A 15,788-nucleotide genomic window follows, 5' to 3' on the forward strand; every position below is an offset into this window, starting at 1 on the left:
AGAGGTGGGTACTTTGCAGACTGTTTTTGTTATAGATGATGAAGTTAATATACGGGTATTAATTACCCAGTATCTCCAAAAGGAAGGTTTTAAGGTAGAGGCTTTCGGCAGTATTGAGGAACTAGACCACCGTTTGGAGGAAGGATATCCGGATATGTTCATCCTGGACATAATGCTGCCCGGACAGAACGGACTGGCTTTTTGCCAGAAAATCCGGGAGCACAGCTGGGTTCCGATAATATTTATTTCGGCGCGCCGACAAGCTTTAGATCGTATTACGGGGCTTGAAATAGGCGGGGATGACTATCTGTCAAAACCTTTCAGCCCTCGTGAACTAGTAGCACGAGTGCACTCAGTGCTACGCCGCACGAAAAAATCTCCTGACATAGGACAATACATTCAGGTTAACAACCTCAAATTACGTCCTAATGACAGATTGGGTCTGGTCAATGAATGTGAACTTTGTTTGACTACCAGGGAGTTTGACCTTCTTCTGCTGCTGGTTCAGCATCCCCAGCGTACTTTCAACCGCCAAGAGTTGCTGGACAAAATCTGGGGCTATGATTATATGGGATCAGAACGGGCTGTAGATGACCTGATTAAACGCCTGCGCAAGAAGTTAAGGAAGAGCGGTTCAAAAACCAATATTCAAACTATTTGGGGTTATGGGTACCGATTAGATGGGTAAGCTGCAAAGTATTTCAACTAAAATAATTATAAGTTATCTTGCTGTAGTTATTTCAACCTTACTGGTGACAGCTTTAGTTTTCTATCCGTTGTTGATAGGAATTTTAGAAAAACGGGCTGAGATTGGTTTAGAAAAGCAGGCCTGGGAAATAGCGCATGCTATTCTTTCCCGTCAGTCCGGCTTACCAGCAAATAGAGAATATGATTTTCCCCTAACCATAATCCTACTAGGCCGGTCGGTAGAAAGCGACTTTTTATGGCTTGATCCCCAGGATAAAATTAGTTTCAGCAGTAAACCGGAGCTGTTTTCTTCCGGCTTGTCATTATCGCAGTTGGCGGTAAAGTTACGTGAAGGGGAAACATTTGACAGGAATAAGTCAAATATTTTTAAGAGTGAAAGTTATCTGGCAGCTGAAGTGCCTATAAGATCGTCTGCCGGGTTAGAGGGAACGGTAATAACATTTTTAGCTTTCAGCACTTTGCATACCTTGTACCGGGAAATGCTGTTATTGTTCTTTGGCTGTTTTTTAATCGCCCTTTTAGTTGCCCTTATAATAGCATTCTTCTTGATTCGCTATCTTGTAAGACCCCTAAGAAGGTTGGAAGAATATGCAATAGCTGTGGGCAATCGCCAGTTTGATATTCGTTTAGAGACTAAGTCAAATAATGAACTGTCCCAGCTAACCGCTACTTTTAACCAGATGGCCGACCAACTAAAAAGCCATGATGAGGGGATGCGCCGCTTTTTTCGGAATGCTTCCCATGAGATGAAAACACCCCTAATGAGCATAAATGGTTATGCGGAAGGTATCCGTGATGGTGTCTTTACCGGTCCAGAAATGGAAAATGCTATAGAAATTATTCATAAAGAAAGCTTACGCATGAGAAACTTGGTAGAAAACATAATAGACATTTCCATCCTTGAACAGCCGCATAAGAATTATTTTCTCCCTCATGATCTTTACTATATTATAGAAGAGTGCAGGAGGACTGTCGGCGGTTATGCCATGGAAAAGAAAATAGAAATAGTATCTTTGGTGCAGAAGGATACCTGGGTCAGCGGTGACTGGGATCAATTGTGCAGTCTTTTGATCAATCTCTTGTCCAACGGGATTCGTCATGCTAAAAGCTTTGTCAAAGTTAAGTCCCAGACTATTGATAGTAAAAACAAGGTACTAATAACGGTACATGATGACGGAGCTGGTTTTAATACGGAAGATCTGAATCATGCTTTTGAATATTTTTATACCGGCGCAAACAGGGGTTCCGGTCTTGGTCTTCCAATAGTAAAGAAAATCGTCACTGAGCATAACGGACAGGTCAGAATTTACAACTCCAGCCAAGGCGGCGCAATAGCGGAAGTCGTTTTATGGGCGGCGAAGGGTGTGAGTTAACGGCGGACAAGTTTTTTTAAAAACTGTCCAAAGGTTCTCTTTGCTCCTAAATCCACGTATCTATTTTCGAAGCTGTCCGGCACAGGAATAAAACTCAAAACTTCCTGACCGTCCCGGACAGCAGCCGTTCCCCTCTTATATACCTGATCCTGTCCATGCAAAAATTCTACCTCGCAATAACGTTCTTCCGTTAAAAACTGGTCCGGCGGCATTTCGCTGGAAATTTCCCGGCCGTTTATCGATAAAATAACATCCCCGGAACGGACACCCGCTCTCCAAACAGGCGTGTCAACCAGAACATCCAGAACACGCAAACCGCGTTCAGTTGGAACGTAAAGAGGCTTACCCTTCAACTCAAGTCTCCGGCCAAAAAAAATAACCAGCTCATGCCCCAGCGGAGAAAATAAAGCCGCAATAAAGGCAGCCGTCCGCATATCCTGAGACAGATAACTCAAAAATAACAGTATAATACTGTAAATTCCCAGGTACAAGGCCGATAATCTGCTTTTCTGGTTCGGGTTATGAGAGATGGCCAAATCTCCGTAACCCAGGCAGGCTACCACAGGAATAAGTCCATAAGCAAAATATTCCGGTCCTCCCGGAAAGGAGGTTCTCAGCAGGGGCCACCACCCGGGCATGCTGCCAAAGCTGATCGAATTGCCCGCAACAGATAACACCGCTATAGGAATTGGCCATAATTTTTGAAGATTAAATCCACCGACAACACGCCCGCCCGGAGTCCTGAAGTAGGCAGGGACAGCTCCGAGGTGTCCGCTTACCAGGATAAGCACGCTTTCGACCATGTGCAGAACAGCGACAAGGGCTAAAACCTGGACTATATTCAGGGAAGGAAAACCCAAAATAAGGTTAGACAGGGCCAGTATTCCACCTGCATAAGCAAAACATAAAAAGCGGGGATTGATCAACATTAAAAGGACAGCAATCGGCCACAGGTAAAGCAGGTTGGAACCATCAAGGCTTAAACCAACCGTAATAATCAGCATAGTACCAGCCAGCCCGCCTATGATTCCATATGCAACTGCAGTAAGTAAATCCGGCCAGGCCCTTCTCGTAACAACGCCAAACAGGCTGTCTCTTTCTAAGGCCATGTGCCTGTACTGCAAAGCTACCAGGCCGACAACGAGCCAGAAAATCCACTCAGTTAAAACATCGGCTAAAGAAGTAATTATAAGCCATAGATAATTTATTAAAAACAACTCGTCACTGCCCCGTCAGTTTTTCTATTCTAAAAGATCAGGCTGCCTCTTTCGTCATCTTTTCCAGAACCTCGACTGCTTTTTGAAGCTGTGTGTCTTTTCCAACATACTTTGAGCTATGTTCAACATATACATCGGGAACGATTCCTTTTTTATTAATATCATTTTTGGCAGGAGTCAGGTAACGGGCTGTAGTCAGCTTTACACCAGCGCCGCCGCCAAGTGTAAAAATTTCCTGAACGATACCTTTCCCAAAGGTCTTTTCACCAACCAGAAGCCCTGCCTTTCTGTCTTTTATTGCTCCGGCCAAAATCTCTGCCGCGCTTGCACTCATCTTATTCACCAGTACTACTGTAGACATTTTAAGGTTATGGCCTTCCACAGAAAAGGTCTCATCTTTTCCAAAACGGTAGTCAATATAAACAACCGGTCCCTTCGGGACAAAGTATTCCGCCACCTTTACTGTTGACCTGAGTTCGCCGCCCGGATTATCCCGGAGATCCAGGATTATACCGTTCATATCCTGCTTTTTCAGCAGTTCCAGAATATTTTTTACTTCCTGGGGCGTACCCTCGGTAAACTGTTCTATTGAGATATAACCTATCTTTGTTTGAGGCAACAGGTAACCGTCAGCAGTAGGCACATTAATTTTTTCTCTTGTTATTTCAAATAATTGTTCGTCAAAAACGCCTGCCCTTTTAATTGTGAGCTTAACCTTTGTATTAACCGGTCCCTTGATCAAGCCCACGGCTGTCTCCAGATCCATATTCTTTGTGTCACGGTCGCCAATTTTTAAGATTATATCCCCTTCAATAATGCCTTTTTTTCTGGCCGGCGTCCCCGTGTAGGAGCGAACAACCACCAGATAGCCGTCTTTAGTGCCGACCAGGATACCCAGACCCTCTATTGTCCCTTTTATTTGCTCCTGAAGAATCTTTGAAAGCACATCCGGTTCAAGGTAAGCCGAGTAGGGATCATCCAAAGAATCAACAAGACCGCGTATGGCCCCGTCAACGAGAGTCGTCGTTTTCACAGGTTCAAGGTAACGGGATCCGACAAGAGAAATTACCTTAAACAGATTTCCCATATGATTGTAATTCGTAACAATAACCGCAACAGCGCCGGCTGTAAAGAACAGGATTAAGAAAGAAAAAATAACCAATCCCCTCGTCAACCAGTTTTCATTATCGTTATTTTGAAATGAACGGTTCATAACCACCCTCCCTGCAAAAAATTTCAAGAACATGTTATTATGATATACCTGTGGACAGGATTTAAAAACCAAAAAAATAAAAGTGCAGGAGATATTCTCCTGCCTTGAATTGCTCTGAAAATTGACTATCCTCAGGGAGGGCAACTGCCTACGTGCTTAATAATCGTATCTTATACATAAGAGCGGGGATTTACAGGCTTTCCTTTGACCATAATCGTAAAATGCAAATGCGGACCCGTTGACATTCCTGTGCTTCCCACTTTTGCTATGGCCTGTCCTTTTTTTACATTCTGGCCCGTGGAGACCAGCTGGGAGGACAAGTGCGCGTACAATGAGGCGACGCCGTTGCCGTGGTCCAGCATGACAATATTGCCGTACCCGCTCATATAGCCAACGTTGATTACTGTTCCGTCCTGGGTGGCCACAACTTTTACTCCTTTCGGAGCGGGAATATCTATTCCGTCATGAAAACGCATAACATGTAAAATCGGGTGCATACGGCTGCCGAAACCCGAAGAAATGTTTGTATATCCGGGAACCGGCCAGGTAAAACTTCCGCTGCCCTTTGCCTCTCCGTTTGAATTTTGCAGGGCGATCTTTTCAACTATTTCCCTTTCCTGAGCTTCCAGGCGGTCGATTTCATCCTCGTGGCGGCTTAATCCCGTCTTTGCTGAAGCAACCAATTTTCTTTGAGCAAGCTGATTTTTCTTTAACTCATTTTTTGCGGTGACCTGTTTCTGTAAAAGGTCAGTTACCCGTAAGCGCGTATCCTCCAGAGCCGACTTCCTGCTTTGTACTTCCTTTTTTTGATCCCGCACCCTGCTTACTATTTCTGCGTCGTGCCCTACAATTGCTTTCAGCAGTTCATATCTGATTATAAAATCCCCAAAACTTTTCGAGTCCAACAGTACCTCGAGATAGCTGATTCGACCGAAAAGATAAATATTATACAGCCTGTCGCTTAGCTGGGATTTGCTCCTGACCAGGCTTTCTTCGGCTTTCTTTAGATCTTTTTCGGCTTTTGTCAGTTTGGTTGTGACAACAGATAAAGAGGTGTTTAAATCTGAGATTTGTTCTTCTTTATCATTAACTGTCTTGTTTATCGAAGATAAACGGTTTACGTAGCTGTTGACTGCTTTCTTTTCCTGCTTTACCTCCTGCTTTTTGACAAAAAGCTTGTCTCTTGTCTCTTTCAGCATTTCTTCAAGGCTTTTTGCCTCCGCATGGTTCACAAAAGAACATGCAAAAAAAAGCATTACAAAAATCAAAATCAGCTTTTTAATAAATTTATTGGATAACATTTGGCTCAAGACTCTCCCCTATAAATAATGCTAAACTTTTAAGAACCTGTGCACTGAGATCGAACTGCCTGCCGCGCCGATAAGCAGCCCTAAAACCAACAACCCCAAATAAACAGGCGCCAGCTTGTCTATTTGCGCTACAACCGGAAGAAAAGGCATTGTAACGGCTATCTTATCAATGATAATTGTATACCCTAAATATACGATTATTGAGGCCAGCAGGGCGCCGGAAAACCCTAAAACCAGGCCTTCCAGCAAAAAGGGGAAACGTATGAACCAGTTGGTGGCGCCAAGGTATTTCATGATTCCAATCTCTTTTCTGCGGGAAAAAACTGATACGCGAATTGTTGTGGAAATAAGAAATACAGCCGCCAACCCAAGAACTATAATACTTGTCAGGCTCGTTGTCCTTATCCAGTGCGTTACGACAAGTAATCTTTCCACTATCTTCTGGCCGTAGATAACATTGCTGACACCATTGAATTTATAAATGTTAGCAGCTATCTGAGGCGCCAATTCGACATTTTTAATCTTTACCCTGAATGAGTCCGGGAGTGGATTTTCATCCAAATTATCAGTAATATCTCTTTCGCTGCCTAAACTGGTCAGCATATTTTCCAAAGCCTTTTCCCTGGAAACAAACTCTACTTCAGAAACTCCCGGCAGAAATTTTAGCTGTTCATTTAAATGTTTGATTTCACTCTGTTCGAGGTTGTTTTCCAGGAAGACATTTATTTCAATCATAGACTCAAGGGTATTTATAATTGCGCTGGTATTTATGGCAACTAAAAGAAAACAGCCAAGAATAAACAAGGATACCGTCACCACGCCTATCGAGGCAAGTGACAGCCAGTTATTGCGGACAAGAGAATCAAAAGCTTCTCTAAAATAATAAACGGCGGCGCTACGCCCCATGATAATCCCCGCTTTCCTCGTCCCTCACCACTTTGCCGCCGGACAAGGCAACCACTCTTTTTTTCATTGAATCTACTATATCCCAGGCATGTGTGGCCATAATTATAGTTGTTCCGCGGCCGTTTATATCCTGAAACAGCTTCATCAATTCGCGGGAAGTACCGGGATCCAGATTGCCGGTGGGCTCATCAGCAATTAATAACAAGGGGCTATTGACAATTGCACGGGCTATGCATACCCTCTGCTGCTCTCCTCCGGAAAGTTGTTCGGGTCGCATTTTTGCTTTCCCTTCCAAACCAACTACTTTCAACGCTTCCGGCGCCAGTTTCTTTATCCAGTGATTCGAAGTACCCGTAACCTGCAATGCAAAGGCAACATTATCATAAATCGTCCTTTGGGGAAGAAGGCGGAAATCCTGAAAAACCATACCTATCTTTCTGCGGTGGAAGGGGATTTCCCCCGGGCGCATGCGGACAACATTTTTACCGTTGAAGACAACCTGCCCCCGCGTTGGTACATCTTCCCGAAAGATTAGTTTGGTCAGGGTAGTTTTACCTGCTCCGCTCGGGCCGACGAGAAAAACAAATTCACCTTTTTTTATATGGAGGGTTACATTATTTAAGGCTATGGAATTGTTCTTATACGTCTTGGTAACGTTATAAAAACGAAGCATATTAGCACCCCGGTTTTTCGTTTGACTAACTGTATTAAACAACAGATATATATTTTATTCGACATTAAATACGGAAATCCTCTTCTAAAAAACCCAGATTATTGCAGTTTCGCGGGAAGGAACTTGCCTTCGGCGGTAACAGCCTGCTTCCCGTTGAGCAAGGTAATTGCGGCGGAAAGTTTGTATAATCTTCTGCTGTTCTCCGTTTCCCACGCTTCTACGAGAAGTTTCTCGCCTATGGGAACCGGCAGGCTGAACCCGATTTTTATTTCAGCCGTCACGGCGATTTTATTTTGGCGCCAGAGCAGTTGGCCCATGGCCTCGTCTAAAAGTGTGGAAACAAGGCCGCCATGCATTAAACCGTTCCACCCCTGGTGATTTTCACCAGCCGTAAAAAAAGCCCGGCAAACTTTGTCCTGTAATTCGAATTCCAGGTGAAAGCCAATCGGATTAAAAGGACTGCAGGCGAAGCATAAATTATTTCTCTGGTCTTCCATTTCTTCACCCCTATAAAACTAACAGCCGGGTCGCCCCGGCTGTTAGTTTGTTTTGTTTAGCTTAAATGTGTCTAACGGGATATGTTGTAAATCAAAGGTACGATTAGCAAAGCAACGATATTGACGACCTTAATCATCGGGTTGATCGCCGGGCCTGCCGTATCCTTCAAGGGGTCGCCCACTGTGTCGCCGGTTACCGCCGCAGCGTGAGCCATAGATCCTTTGCCGCCGTATAAACCATCTTCAATTGCCTTCTTGGCGTTGTCCCAGGCGCCGCCTCCTGAGGTCTGCAGCAGAGCCAGGTACAAGCCGGTGATAATTGTACCTAAGAGCATTCCGCCAAGAGCTTCTCTGCCAAGGGCAAATCCTACTATGATCGGCGCCAGGATAGGTATAAGAGCCGGTACGATCATTTCTTTTAAAGCTCTGGCAGTAACGATATCAACGCATTTTCCGTATTCGGGACGCGCCTTTCCTTCCATCAATCCCTTTATTTCGCGGAACTGACGGCGCACTTCAACAACTACCTCGCCTGCAGCCCGACCGACAGCGCCGATTGCAAATGCGGAGAACAGAAAAGGCAGGGCGCCGCCGATTAAAAGACCTGCAAGAACCATCGGGTTATTGATTGAGAAAGTGACTTCCTGTCCTCCTAATTTAGCTGATAACTGGTGTGTATAATCAGCGAAGAGAACGATTGCCGCCAAGCCTGCGGAACCGATTGCGTAACCCTTGGTTACAGCCTTGGTGGTGTTGCCTACTGCGTCCAGAGGATCAGTAATTGCGCGTACTTCCGGGGGCAGTTCGGCCATCTCGGCAATGCCGCCGCCGTTGTCAGTGATCGGGCCGTAGGAATCAATAGCCACCACGATACCGGTCATGGAGAGCATGGCCATGGAAGCGATGGCGATGCCGTACAGTCCGCCGCCTGCTCCGGCGCCTACTCCGGCGCCAATAGAATAGGACACCAAAATACCGATTACGATTACGATGGCGGGTATTACACTTGCCTCCATAGCAACAGAAAGTCCGGTAATAATGTTTGTGCCGTGCCCTGACTGTGAGGCTTCGGCAATCGACTTAACCGGACGGAAGGCTTTAGAAGTATAGTAGTCTGTAATATAAACCATCAGCATGGTGATTACTATCCCTACCAGAGCAGGCCAGAAATAGCCAGGATCGGGAGCGAACATTGGAACAACAAACCAGAAACCAATCAGCGCAAGAATAGCTGACGCCCAGAGCCCTTTGTAAAGAGCTCCCATGATATTCTGGTTGCCGCCCATGCGGACGAAAAAGCTCCCGATAATCGAGGCGATGATTGCTACCGCGCCAAGGATGATCGGGAAAGCCACTGCGATCGGGTTGTCGGGAAACACGAGGTGACCCAGCAGCATCGCGCCTATTGCAGTTACAGCATAAGTTTCAAATAAGTCTGCGGCCATACCGGCGCAGTCGCCGACGTTGTCTCCCACGTTGTCAGCGATAACAGCGGGGTTCCGGGGATCGTCCTCGGGAATACCCGCTTCAACTTTACCGACCAAGTCGGCGCCCACGTCTGCGCTCTTGGTATATATACCTCCGCCAAGACGGGCGAACACACTGATCAAGCTGCCTCCAAAACCCATTCCAACTAAAGAAACCGGATTGTTAAACATAAGGAACAATCCGGAAATACCCAGTAACGCAAGGCTCACACAGATCATGCCGGTTACCGAACCGCCTCTGAATGCAACAACCAGCGCATAGCCTATACCAGTTTTGGCGGCTTCCGCAACACGGGTGTTGGCGCGGGTGCTGACGACCATTCCGACGTAACCGCACAAACCCGAGAAAATAGCTCCTATAATAAATCCAACTGCCGTTTGCATATCCAGGCCGACCCATAGTAAAATGGCCACAATTACACCAACTATGGCGATAGTCCTGTACTGACGGCTTAAATAAGCCATCGCGCCTTCCTGAATGGCGCCGGAGATTTCCTGCATCCGCTGGGAACCTGCCGGTCTGCCGAGTACCCACGAAATAAGAAAGATTGCAAATAAAATACCAATTATAGAAGCAATAATACCCATCCATGAAATAGATGCTAAACTAGCCAAAGTATTTCACCTGGTTTTTTAAACCTGATTATTTTAGATCAGGCGCCTCTGACCAGGCTTTTCAAAGCTCCTTTCTGCATCAGATTTGTCCCTTATCCCTATTAGTAAAAGGATACAATGGGAAGGAACTGATTAATTACTTTATAGAGGCCTTTTGAAAAACTTTCTCTCCCCTGCCTATTGCCAGAAACCCAGCATAAGCGAGGTGATCCCGAATATAACGGCCACAACTGTCGTAACCTTGCCCAGTAACTCGTCCAAGCCCTTTTTCTTGCCAAAAAGGGCTTCCGCGCCACCGGTAATGGCCCCGGAAAGCCCCGCGCTCCTCCCCGACTGCAGTAATACCACAGCAATTAATATTAGGGCAACGAGTATATGAACAACAGTTACCAGGCCTTTTACCATACCTCCACCCCCTCTCCCGGGATATTTTTATTTAAAAGCCATAACACATTTTATTATAACATGTCTTATAAAAATGACAATTAATCATAGACAACATAAAAGACGTCATTCGTTTCTAGCCAGGCCAAGTTTGCCTGCGTTGCCCCACAGCCGTTCAAGATTATAAAACTTCCTGTCTTCCTCCAGAAAAATATGAACAATCAGGCTTCCATAATCCATTAAAATCCACCTGGCCTGACGCCAACCTTCCAATCGGGGAATGAGCCCTGCTTCCTTTTTAATCTCTTCAATAATCCCCTCGGCAATACTTTTAACTTGAATTGTCGATTTTCCGGTACAGATTAGAAAGTTATCCGCCATGATAGAAGAGGCGCTTATATCCAGGACGGCAACATCAAAGGCTTTCTTAGATCTAGCGGCGCATACGGCAGTTTCTGCCAACACACCCGGATCTAACGTCAAAAATATTCCCCCTTATCGAAAAAAGCTTCTATAATTACTTATTATTAATAATTCGCCCTAATGATCAAAGTTCCTGCTGCCCGTTTGACCGCCTTCCCATTTTTTTGTTACTTTTCACGTACTTTCGCCTTATTTACAATTAATACACGGCCTTCCATTTCCTTGCCGTTCATTGCGTCAATAATTACATCGGCGTCTTCTTCCTTAACTTCCACAAAACCAAAACCACGCGATCTGCCCGTTTGCCTGTCCCGGATTATCCGGCTGCCGAGCACGGCGCCATGCCTGGAAAAAACCTCTTCCAAATCTTCAGATTTTGCTGCCCATGGAAGATTACCCACATATAATGTGCGTGCCACTTCTCTAAAAACACCCCATTCCTTCTGAATGAATAAGTTTGTCGTTATATTATTTCCAGAAGGAATTAACTCAATTCAAAAGAATATCAGTCCCTGTACAGGCTGTGCTCTTTGATGTATTTTTCCACGTTCTCAGGCAGCAGGTATTTAATCGGCTTTCCGGCCAGAATTCGCTGCCGTATGTCCGTAGACGAAATAGCCAGAGCGGGCACTTCCATGACAATTATTTTTTCGAGTTTATCGTCAGAAAGTCCGGGTAAACATTCTTTCAGGCTGACCAGTTTGTACCCCGGACGTGTGGCTGCAATAATGAAACACATGGAAAGAAGCTCAAAAACATTCTTCCAGCTTAAAATTTCCAGGACGGCATCCGCCCCGGTTATGAAATAAATATCCGCATCCCGGCAAAGATCGGAAATTTCTCTTACCGTATCTATTGTATAGGACATACCCTCCCTTTCTGTTTCTATTGCCGAAACAGTAAAAAAGGGGTTGCTGCTTACAGCCAGGTGGGTCATCACCAAACGATGGTGGGCGCTGGAGATTTGCTTGGGGATTTTATGCGGCGGGTTGCCGGCGGGCACAAAGATAACCTTGTCCAAATTAAAATGACAGCGGGCTCCTTCCGCGGCTACCAAATGACCGTAATGAACAGGGTCGAAAGCGCCTCCCATAATTCCGATTTTTTTCAATACCGGTCGCCTCTTTTTACACTCTTTAAACATTCATGACCAGGTTGTTGCGGTGGATCACTTCATCATACGCCTTGCGGCCTGATGTTCTTGCTCTTTCCCATGTCTTCGTGCCTTTAATCATTTCTATATCTTCAGAAGAATAATTTACGATTCCCCTGGCAATTTCACGTCCTCCCGGTTCTATAACACTTACCGTATTCCCGATTTTAAAATTGCCCTCAACACGCCGTATGCCTGACGGCAGCAGGCTCTTTCCCTTGTGCAGCAAGGCTGCCGCAGCGCCGTCGTCAACAAAGATCCTCCCCTGAACGGTCGAGTTGTAGGCTATCCATCTTCTCCTGTTGGCAAGCCGTGACAAAGGCCAGAAAATTGTGCCCAGGGTTTCTCCTGACAGCACCCGGCGGATTACTTCCTTTTCACCCGCAGCGGCAAGCACCATTGTTATTCCGGAATGCATGGTAATCCTTGCAGCCTGAAGCTTTGTAATCATTCCCCCGGTACCGAGGGCAGACCTGGAACCTGAGGCAATTTTTTCTATTTCCTCCGTTATTTCTTTAATCTCGGAAATCAATTTTGATGATGAAAAGCGCGGGTCTCCCGTATACAACCCGTCTATATCAGACAATAAAATCAGCAAATCAGCGTCAACCAGTACGCTGACCAGCGCGGCAAGATTGTCGTTGTCTCCCAGCCGTAGCGGTATCTCATCCACCGCGACCGTGTCATTTTCGTTAATCACCGGTAATGCACCCATACGAAGCAAGGCAGACATTGTATTGCGCGCATTTAAAAACCGTTTGCGGTCGGAAAAATCTTCACGTGTCAAAAGGACTTGTCCAACAGCAATACTATATTGTGCGAACACCTTTTCGTAAGAATTAATCAACATCCCCTGACCAACTGAAGCACAGGCCTGTTTTTCCGGAATACTCTTTGGACGGCGTGCAAAACCGAGCCTCTGTATTCCCAGACCTATTGCGCCAGAACTGACCAGAAGTACTTCAACGCCTTCGCGCTTTATGCCGGCAATCTGATCAGCCAGGCTTTCAACCTGGGAAATATTCAAAGCGCCATCTTTGCCGATCAGAGAACTCGAACCTATTTTAACTACAACCCTTTTTAAAGGAGATAAATCCCTTGATTCCAAAAAGGTCACCTCTAATTGAATGCTTTTTAAAGTATAGCATAACTATCCTTCCTTTTTTAACCTTGCTCTTTAATATTTACGGATAAAAGATAAATCCGTATTTTCCGACCTGGACTGTATCGCCTTCTTTTATGCCGGCATCCTTTAACGCTTTTTCCAGCCCCATCCGGTCAAAGATTTTCTGCAGCCGTTTTACTGACTGGGAATTATCCAAATCTGTCATGGCAACAATTTTTTTAATCTTTTCTCCTTCTACATAATAAACTCCATCCCTATAAACCACTTTAAAGGGCTCCTCTTCGTTAAAGATTGTAACCCTGGAATATTCAGGAACGGTTTGAGGAACAGGGATCTGAAGGAGCATTTGTCCTATATTATAGACAAGAGTTTTTAACCCCTCGCCTGTCAGGGCAGAAACGGGAATAATTTTATATTCCCCCGAAAGATGCTTCTGCAGGCGGGAAAGGTTTTCCGCTGCCTCAGGCAGGTCGATTTTGTTTGCGGCAACCAGCTGGGGCCGCTGGGAAAGAGTGGGATTATATAAAGAAAGTTCCCTGTTAATAACCGAGAAATCATTAAGCGGGTCCCTCCCCTGCATTCCGCTGATGTCCAGGACATGGACAAGCAGCTTGGTCCGTTCAAGGTGCCTTAAAAACTGGTGGCCAAGGCCCGCACCCGTATGCGCCCCTTCTATCAAACCGGGAATATCGGCAACCACAAAGCTGAAGGATTCGTCTACTCTTACAACTCCAAGATTGGGAACAACAGTCGTAAACGGGTAGTCAGCGATTTTGGGACGGGCGGCAGAAATCCGGGAAATCAATGTCGATTTGCCGGCGTTGGGAACCCCGATCAGACCCACATCCGCCAGGAGTTTCAGCTCAAGCTCCAACTGGAGTTCCTCCCCCGGTTCCCCTTTTTCAGCTATCGTTGGAGCTTTGTTGTGGGGACCTGCAAAACGCGCGTTACCCCTGCCGCCGCGCCCCCCGTGAGCCACAATGAATTCCTGGCCTTCTGTAACAAGATCGGCAATTATTTGCCCCGTATCTTCGTTGCGTACGACAGTACCCGCAGGAATACGCAGGTAAAGATCTTTCCCCGCGCGGCCGTGCATATCTTTGCCCATTCCGTGCTGACCCCGTTCCGATTTATAATGCTTTTTATAGCGAAAGTCAATTAAAGTTGACAGCCCGCCGTCAACACGGAAAATAACATCGCCGCCCCGTCCGCCGTCGCCTCCCGAGGGTCCGCCGTCGGGAACATACTTTTCCCTGCGAAAAGCAACGCACCCGTTGCCTCCGTCGCCCGCTTTAACGAAAATTTTAACTTTATCGTAAAACAAACTAACTCACCATCACTAATAACTTCTAGCCAGTTTCCTTTTGGGGCAGGCAAAACAATACTTCGCACAGACCTTCTGTTTCTGTAAGAACAACATTGCCCCCCCAGGCGCTCATGCTCTGATTAACGGCTTCAATACTTTTATTCAGGTCATTACTGGACGCCGAAATGGGAAAACCGAGGCGGCAGATAAACTTTCCCGGTTCTTCCATAAAGCTGACTCTCAAATTACGGTCTTCTGACTCAGGCAAAAAACCTGACAGCACTTTATCCAATATCTTCTGCAGGCTTAAACCGAAATCTTTCCCTGGCGCCAGGCATGTTTCCGGGTTTCCCCCAGCCTGCAGATCGATCTCAATACCGTATTTTGCAGCCTGGTTCCTGGCCCCCAATAATGCTGCGGCAACCTCAGGCGGTTTTAGACGGGTAAATTCTCCGAAACGGTTAATCTGCATTACGGCTTCATCAATATAGTGTCTGGCCTGCTCTATTTTATTTAACTGTAAAAAACCGGAAATAACCTGAATGTGGTTTAAAAAATCATGCCTTTGCATCCGGATTATTTCCAGAAACATTTCCGTATCCATTACAAGGCCCTCCAAAATTATTAATTCGGCATTATAAAAAAGGCCGGTTTTGTACCGGCCTTTCATTCTCATATTGGTTGATGGAAACCTATACTGCAGGAACAGGTTCCACATTGACCTGTTTTTTGTCACGGCCTTTGCGCTGGAAGGAAACAAGGCCGTCTACAAGCGCAAATAATGTATCGTCCCTGCCCTTGCCAACATTAGTTCCGGGATGGATCCTTGTTCCTCTCTGACGCACAAGGATGCTGCCAGCAGAAACAAGTTGACCGTCAAAACGTTTTACGCCAAGCATCTTGGGCTGTGAATCCCGCCCGTTGCGTGAACTTCCAACTCCCTTTTTATGAGCCATGATTATTCACCTCCCGATTGCTAAACAACCTGTTCGATTTTTTCTACAAATACCTGTGTAAAGGAACGCCTGCTGCCTTTTTTACGGCGGTAATTTTTCTTTGCCTTATATTTAAACACGATCACTTTGCGATCCCGTCCGTGTCGTACAGCTTTTAAAATAACTTTTGCCCCTGTTACAAAAGGTGTTCCTATTTTTATATTTTCTCCGTCCGAAACGGCCAGCACCTTGTCAATGGTAATTTCCTGACCAGCTTCAACGGAAAGCTTATCTACAAGAAGCGTTTCCTTTTCCCGTACCCGGTACTGCCTGCCACCAGTTTCAATAACTGCGTACACCCGTTCAACTCTCCTTTATCCTGTTTCAAACTACAATTAAATAAGCGGTTTTCAAAACCATCGTCAAACCACATGTAATATTTTAACACAGTATTGCCCAATG

The 15,788-nt window shown here is 45.7% G+C and carries 18 protein-coding genes; 2 read left to right on the forward strand and 16 right to left on the reverse strand.

What is annotated here, in order from left to right:
• Window positions 1–13 precede the first annotated feature (13 nt).
• A complete protein-coding gene (locus DEH07_04645; protein ID HBY03824.1) occupies window positions 14–688 on the forward strand; it encodes a DNA-binding response regulator in 675 nt (224 codons plus the stop codon).
• Window positions 681–2,081, forward strand: coding sequence for a hypothetical protein (locus DEH07_04650; GenBank protein HBY03825.1), 1,401 nt, complete (start codon window positions 681–683; stop codon window positions 2,079–2,081). The genes DEH07_04645 and DEH07_04650 overlap by 8 nt, the downstream gene beginning before the upstream one ends.
• Here the strand turns inward: DEH07_04650 and DEH07_04655 are convergent.
• From DEH07_04655 to rplU, 16 genes are all read right to left on the reverse strand, one after another.
• Window positions 2,078–3,298, reverse strand: coding sequence for a PDZ domain-containing protein (locus DEH07_04655; GenBank protein HBY03826.1), 1,221 nt, complete (start codon window positions 3,296–3,298; stop codon window positions 2,078–2,080). The two genes, DEH07_04650 and DEH07_04655, sit on opposite strands and share 4 nt — an antisense overlap.
• A 37-nt stretch (window positions 3,299–3,335) precedes the next feature.
• Entirely contained in the window at window positions 3,336–4,511 is a 1,176-nt protein-coding gene (locus DEH07_04660; GenBank protein ID HBY03827.1) for a peptidase S41, read from the reverse strand.
• A gap of 170 nt (window positions 4,512–4,681) precedes the next feature.
• Window positions 4,682–5,812, reverse strand: a complete 1,131-nt coding sequence (locus DEH07_04665; protein HBY03828.1) for a peptidase M23 — start codon at window positions 5,810–5,812, stop codon at window positions 4,682–4,684.
• Window positions 5,813–5,842: 30 nt separating this feature from the next.
• Entirely contained in the window at window positions 5,843–6,727 is an 885-nt protein-coding gene (locus DEH07_04670; protein HBY03829.1) for a cell division protein FtsX, read from the reverse strand.
• Window positions 6,717–7,400, reverse strand: coding sequence for a cell division ATP-binding protein FtsE (gene ftsE, locus DEH07_04675; GenBank protein ID HBY03830.1), 684 nt, complete (start codon window positions 7,398–7,400; stop codon window positions 6,717–6,719). Before ftsE ends, DEH07_04670 begins: the two co-directional genes overlap by 11 nt.
• Window positions 7,401–7,498: 98 nt before the next feature.
• Window positions 7,499–7,897: a thioesterase gene (locus tag DEH07_04680; protein HBY03831.1), complete on the reverse strand. Its 399-nt coding sequence runs from the start codon at window positions 7,895–7,897 to the stop codon at window positions 7,499–7,501.
• A 71-nt stretch (window positions 7,898–7,968) separates the two neighbouring features.
• Complete coding sequence (gene hppA, locus DEH07_04685) at window positions 7,969–9,972, reverse strand: sodium-translocating pyrophosphatase (GenBank protein ID HBY03832.1); 2,004 nt, start codon at window positions 9,970–9,972, stop codon at window positions 7,969–7,971.
• 204 nt (window positions 9,973–10,176) lie between these two features.
• The gene (locus tag DEH07_04690) at window positions 10,177–10,404 is read right to left on the reverse strand and encodes a preprotein translocase subunit SecG (GenBank protein ID HBY03833.1); all 228 of its coding nucleotides are present in this window, start codon (window positions 10,402–10,404) and stop codon (window positions 10,177–10,179) included.
• Window positions 10,405–10,509: 105 nt separating this feature from the next.
• The gene (rsfS, locus tag DEH07_04695; protein ID HBY03834.1) at window positions 10,510–10,866 is read right to left on the reverse strand and encodes a ribosome silencing factor; all 357 of its coding nucleotides are present in this window, start codon (window positions 10,864–10,866) and stop codon (window positions 10,510–10,512) included.
• A 107-nt stretch (window positions 10,867–10,973) separates the two neighbouring features.
• Window positions 10,974–11,225 carry an RNA-binding protein gene (locus DEH07_04700; GenBank protein ID HBY03835.1) on the reverse strand — a complete coding sequence of 84 codons (252 nt, stop codon included), beginning with the start codon at window positions 11,223–11,225 and terminating at the stop codon, window positions 10,974–10,976.
• 86 nt (window positions 11,226–11,311) lie between these two features.
• The gene (locus DEH07_04705) at window positions 11,312–11,950 is read right to left on the reverse strand and encodes a nicotinic acid mononucleotide adenylyltransferase (GenBank protein ID HBY03836.1); all 639 of its coding nucleotides are present in this window, start codon (window positions 11,948–11,950) and stop codon (window positions 11,312–11,314) included.
• Window positions 11,943–13,067 carry a glutamate 5-kinase gene (gene proB, locus DEH07_04710; protein HBY03837.1) on the reverse strand — a complete coding sequence of 375 codons (1,125 nt, stop codon included), beginning with the start codon at window positions 13,065–13,067 and terminating at the stop codon, window positions 11,943–11,945. Before proB ends, DEH07_04705 begins: the two co-directional genes overlap by 8 nt.
• A gap of 76 nt (window positions 13,068–13,143) precedes the next feature.
• A complete protein-coding gene (locus DEH07_04715) occupies window positions 13,144–14,409 on the reverse strand; it encodes a GTPase ObgE (GenBank protein ID HBY03838.1) in 1,266 nt (421 codons plus the stop codon).
• A 25-nt stretch (window positions 14,410–14,434) separates the two neighbouring features.
• Complete coding sequence (locus DEH07_04720) at window positions 14,435–15,109, reverse strand: hypothetical protein (protein HBY03839.1); 675 nt, start codon at window positions 15,107–15,109, stop codon at window positions 14,435–14,437.
• Entirely contained in the window at window positions 15,084–15,347 is a 264-nt protein-coding gene (locus DEH07_04725) for a 50S ribosomal protein L27 (GenBank protein ID HBY03840.1), read from the reverse strand. Before DEH07_04725 ends, DEH07_04720 begins: the two co-directional genes overlap by 26 nt.
• A gap of 20 nt (window positions 15,348–15,367) precedes the next feature.
• Window positions 15,368–15,685, reverse strand: a complete 318-nt coding sequence (gene rplU, locus DEH07_04730) for a 50S ribosomal protein L21 (GenBank protein HBY03841.1) — start codon at window positions 15,683–15,685, stop codon at window positions 15,368–15,370.
• Window positions 15,686–15,788 lie beyond the last annotated feature (103 nt).

The organism is Desulfotomaculum sp., from assembly GCA_003513005.1.
GTDB lineage: Bacteria > Bacillota > Desulfotomaculia > Desulfotomaculales > Nap2-2B > 46-80.

What these genes read in the sequence shown, in the direction of transcription:
- DEH07_04725 (HBY03840.1), bottom strand. Translation starts at nt 15,347, where the DNA reads ATGGCTCATAAAAAGGGAGTTGGAAGTTCACGCAACGGGCGGGATTCA.
- DEH07_04670 (HBY03829.1), bottom strand. Translation starts at nt 6,727, where the DNA reads ATGGGGCGTAGCGCCGCCGTTTATTATTTTAGAGAAGCTTTTGATTCT.
- DEH07_04705 (HBY03836.1), bottom strand. Translation starts at nt 11,950, where the DNA reads ATGTTTAAAGAGTGTAAAAAGAGGCGACCGGTATTGAAAAAAATCGGA.
- DEH07_04720 (HBY03839.1), bottom strand. Translation starts at nt 15,109, where the DNA reads ATGTGGAACCTGTTCCTGCAGTATAGGTTTCCATCAACCAATATGAGA.
- hppA (HBY03832.1), bottom strand. Translation starts at nt 9,972, where the DNA reads ATGGGTATTATTGCTTCTATAATTGGTATTTTATTTGCAATCTTTCTT.
- DEH07_04680 (HBY03831.1), bottom strand. Translation starts at nt 7,897, where the DNA reads ATGGAAGACCAGAGAAATAATTTATGCTTCGCCTGCAGTCCTTTTAAT.
- DEH07_04690 (HBY03833.1), bottom strand. Translation starts at nt 10,404, where the DNA reads ATGGTAAAAGGCCTGGTAACTGTTGTTCATATACTCGTTGCCCTAATA.
- DEH07_04660 (HBY03827.1), bottom strand. Translation starts at nt 4,511, where the DNA reads ATGAACCGTTCATTTCAAAATAACGATAATGAAAACTGGTTGACGAGG.
- ftsE (HBY03830.1), bottom strand. Translation starts at nt 7,400, where the DNA reads ATGCTTCGTTTTTATAACGTTACCAAGACGTATAAGAACAATTCCATA.
- DEH07_04665 (HBY03828.1), bottom strand. Translation starts at nt 5,812, where the DNA reads ATGTTATCCAATAAATTTATTAAAAAGCTGATTTTGATTTTTGTAATG.
- DEH07_04650 (HBY03825.1), top strand. Translation starts at nt 681, where the DNA reads ATGGGTAAGCTGCAAAGTATTTCAACTAAAATAATTATAAGTTATCTT.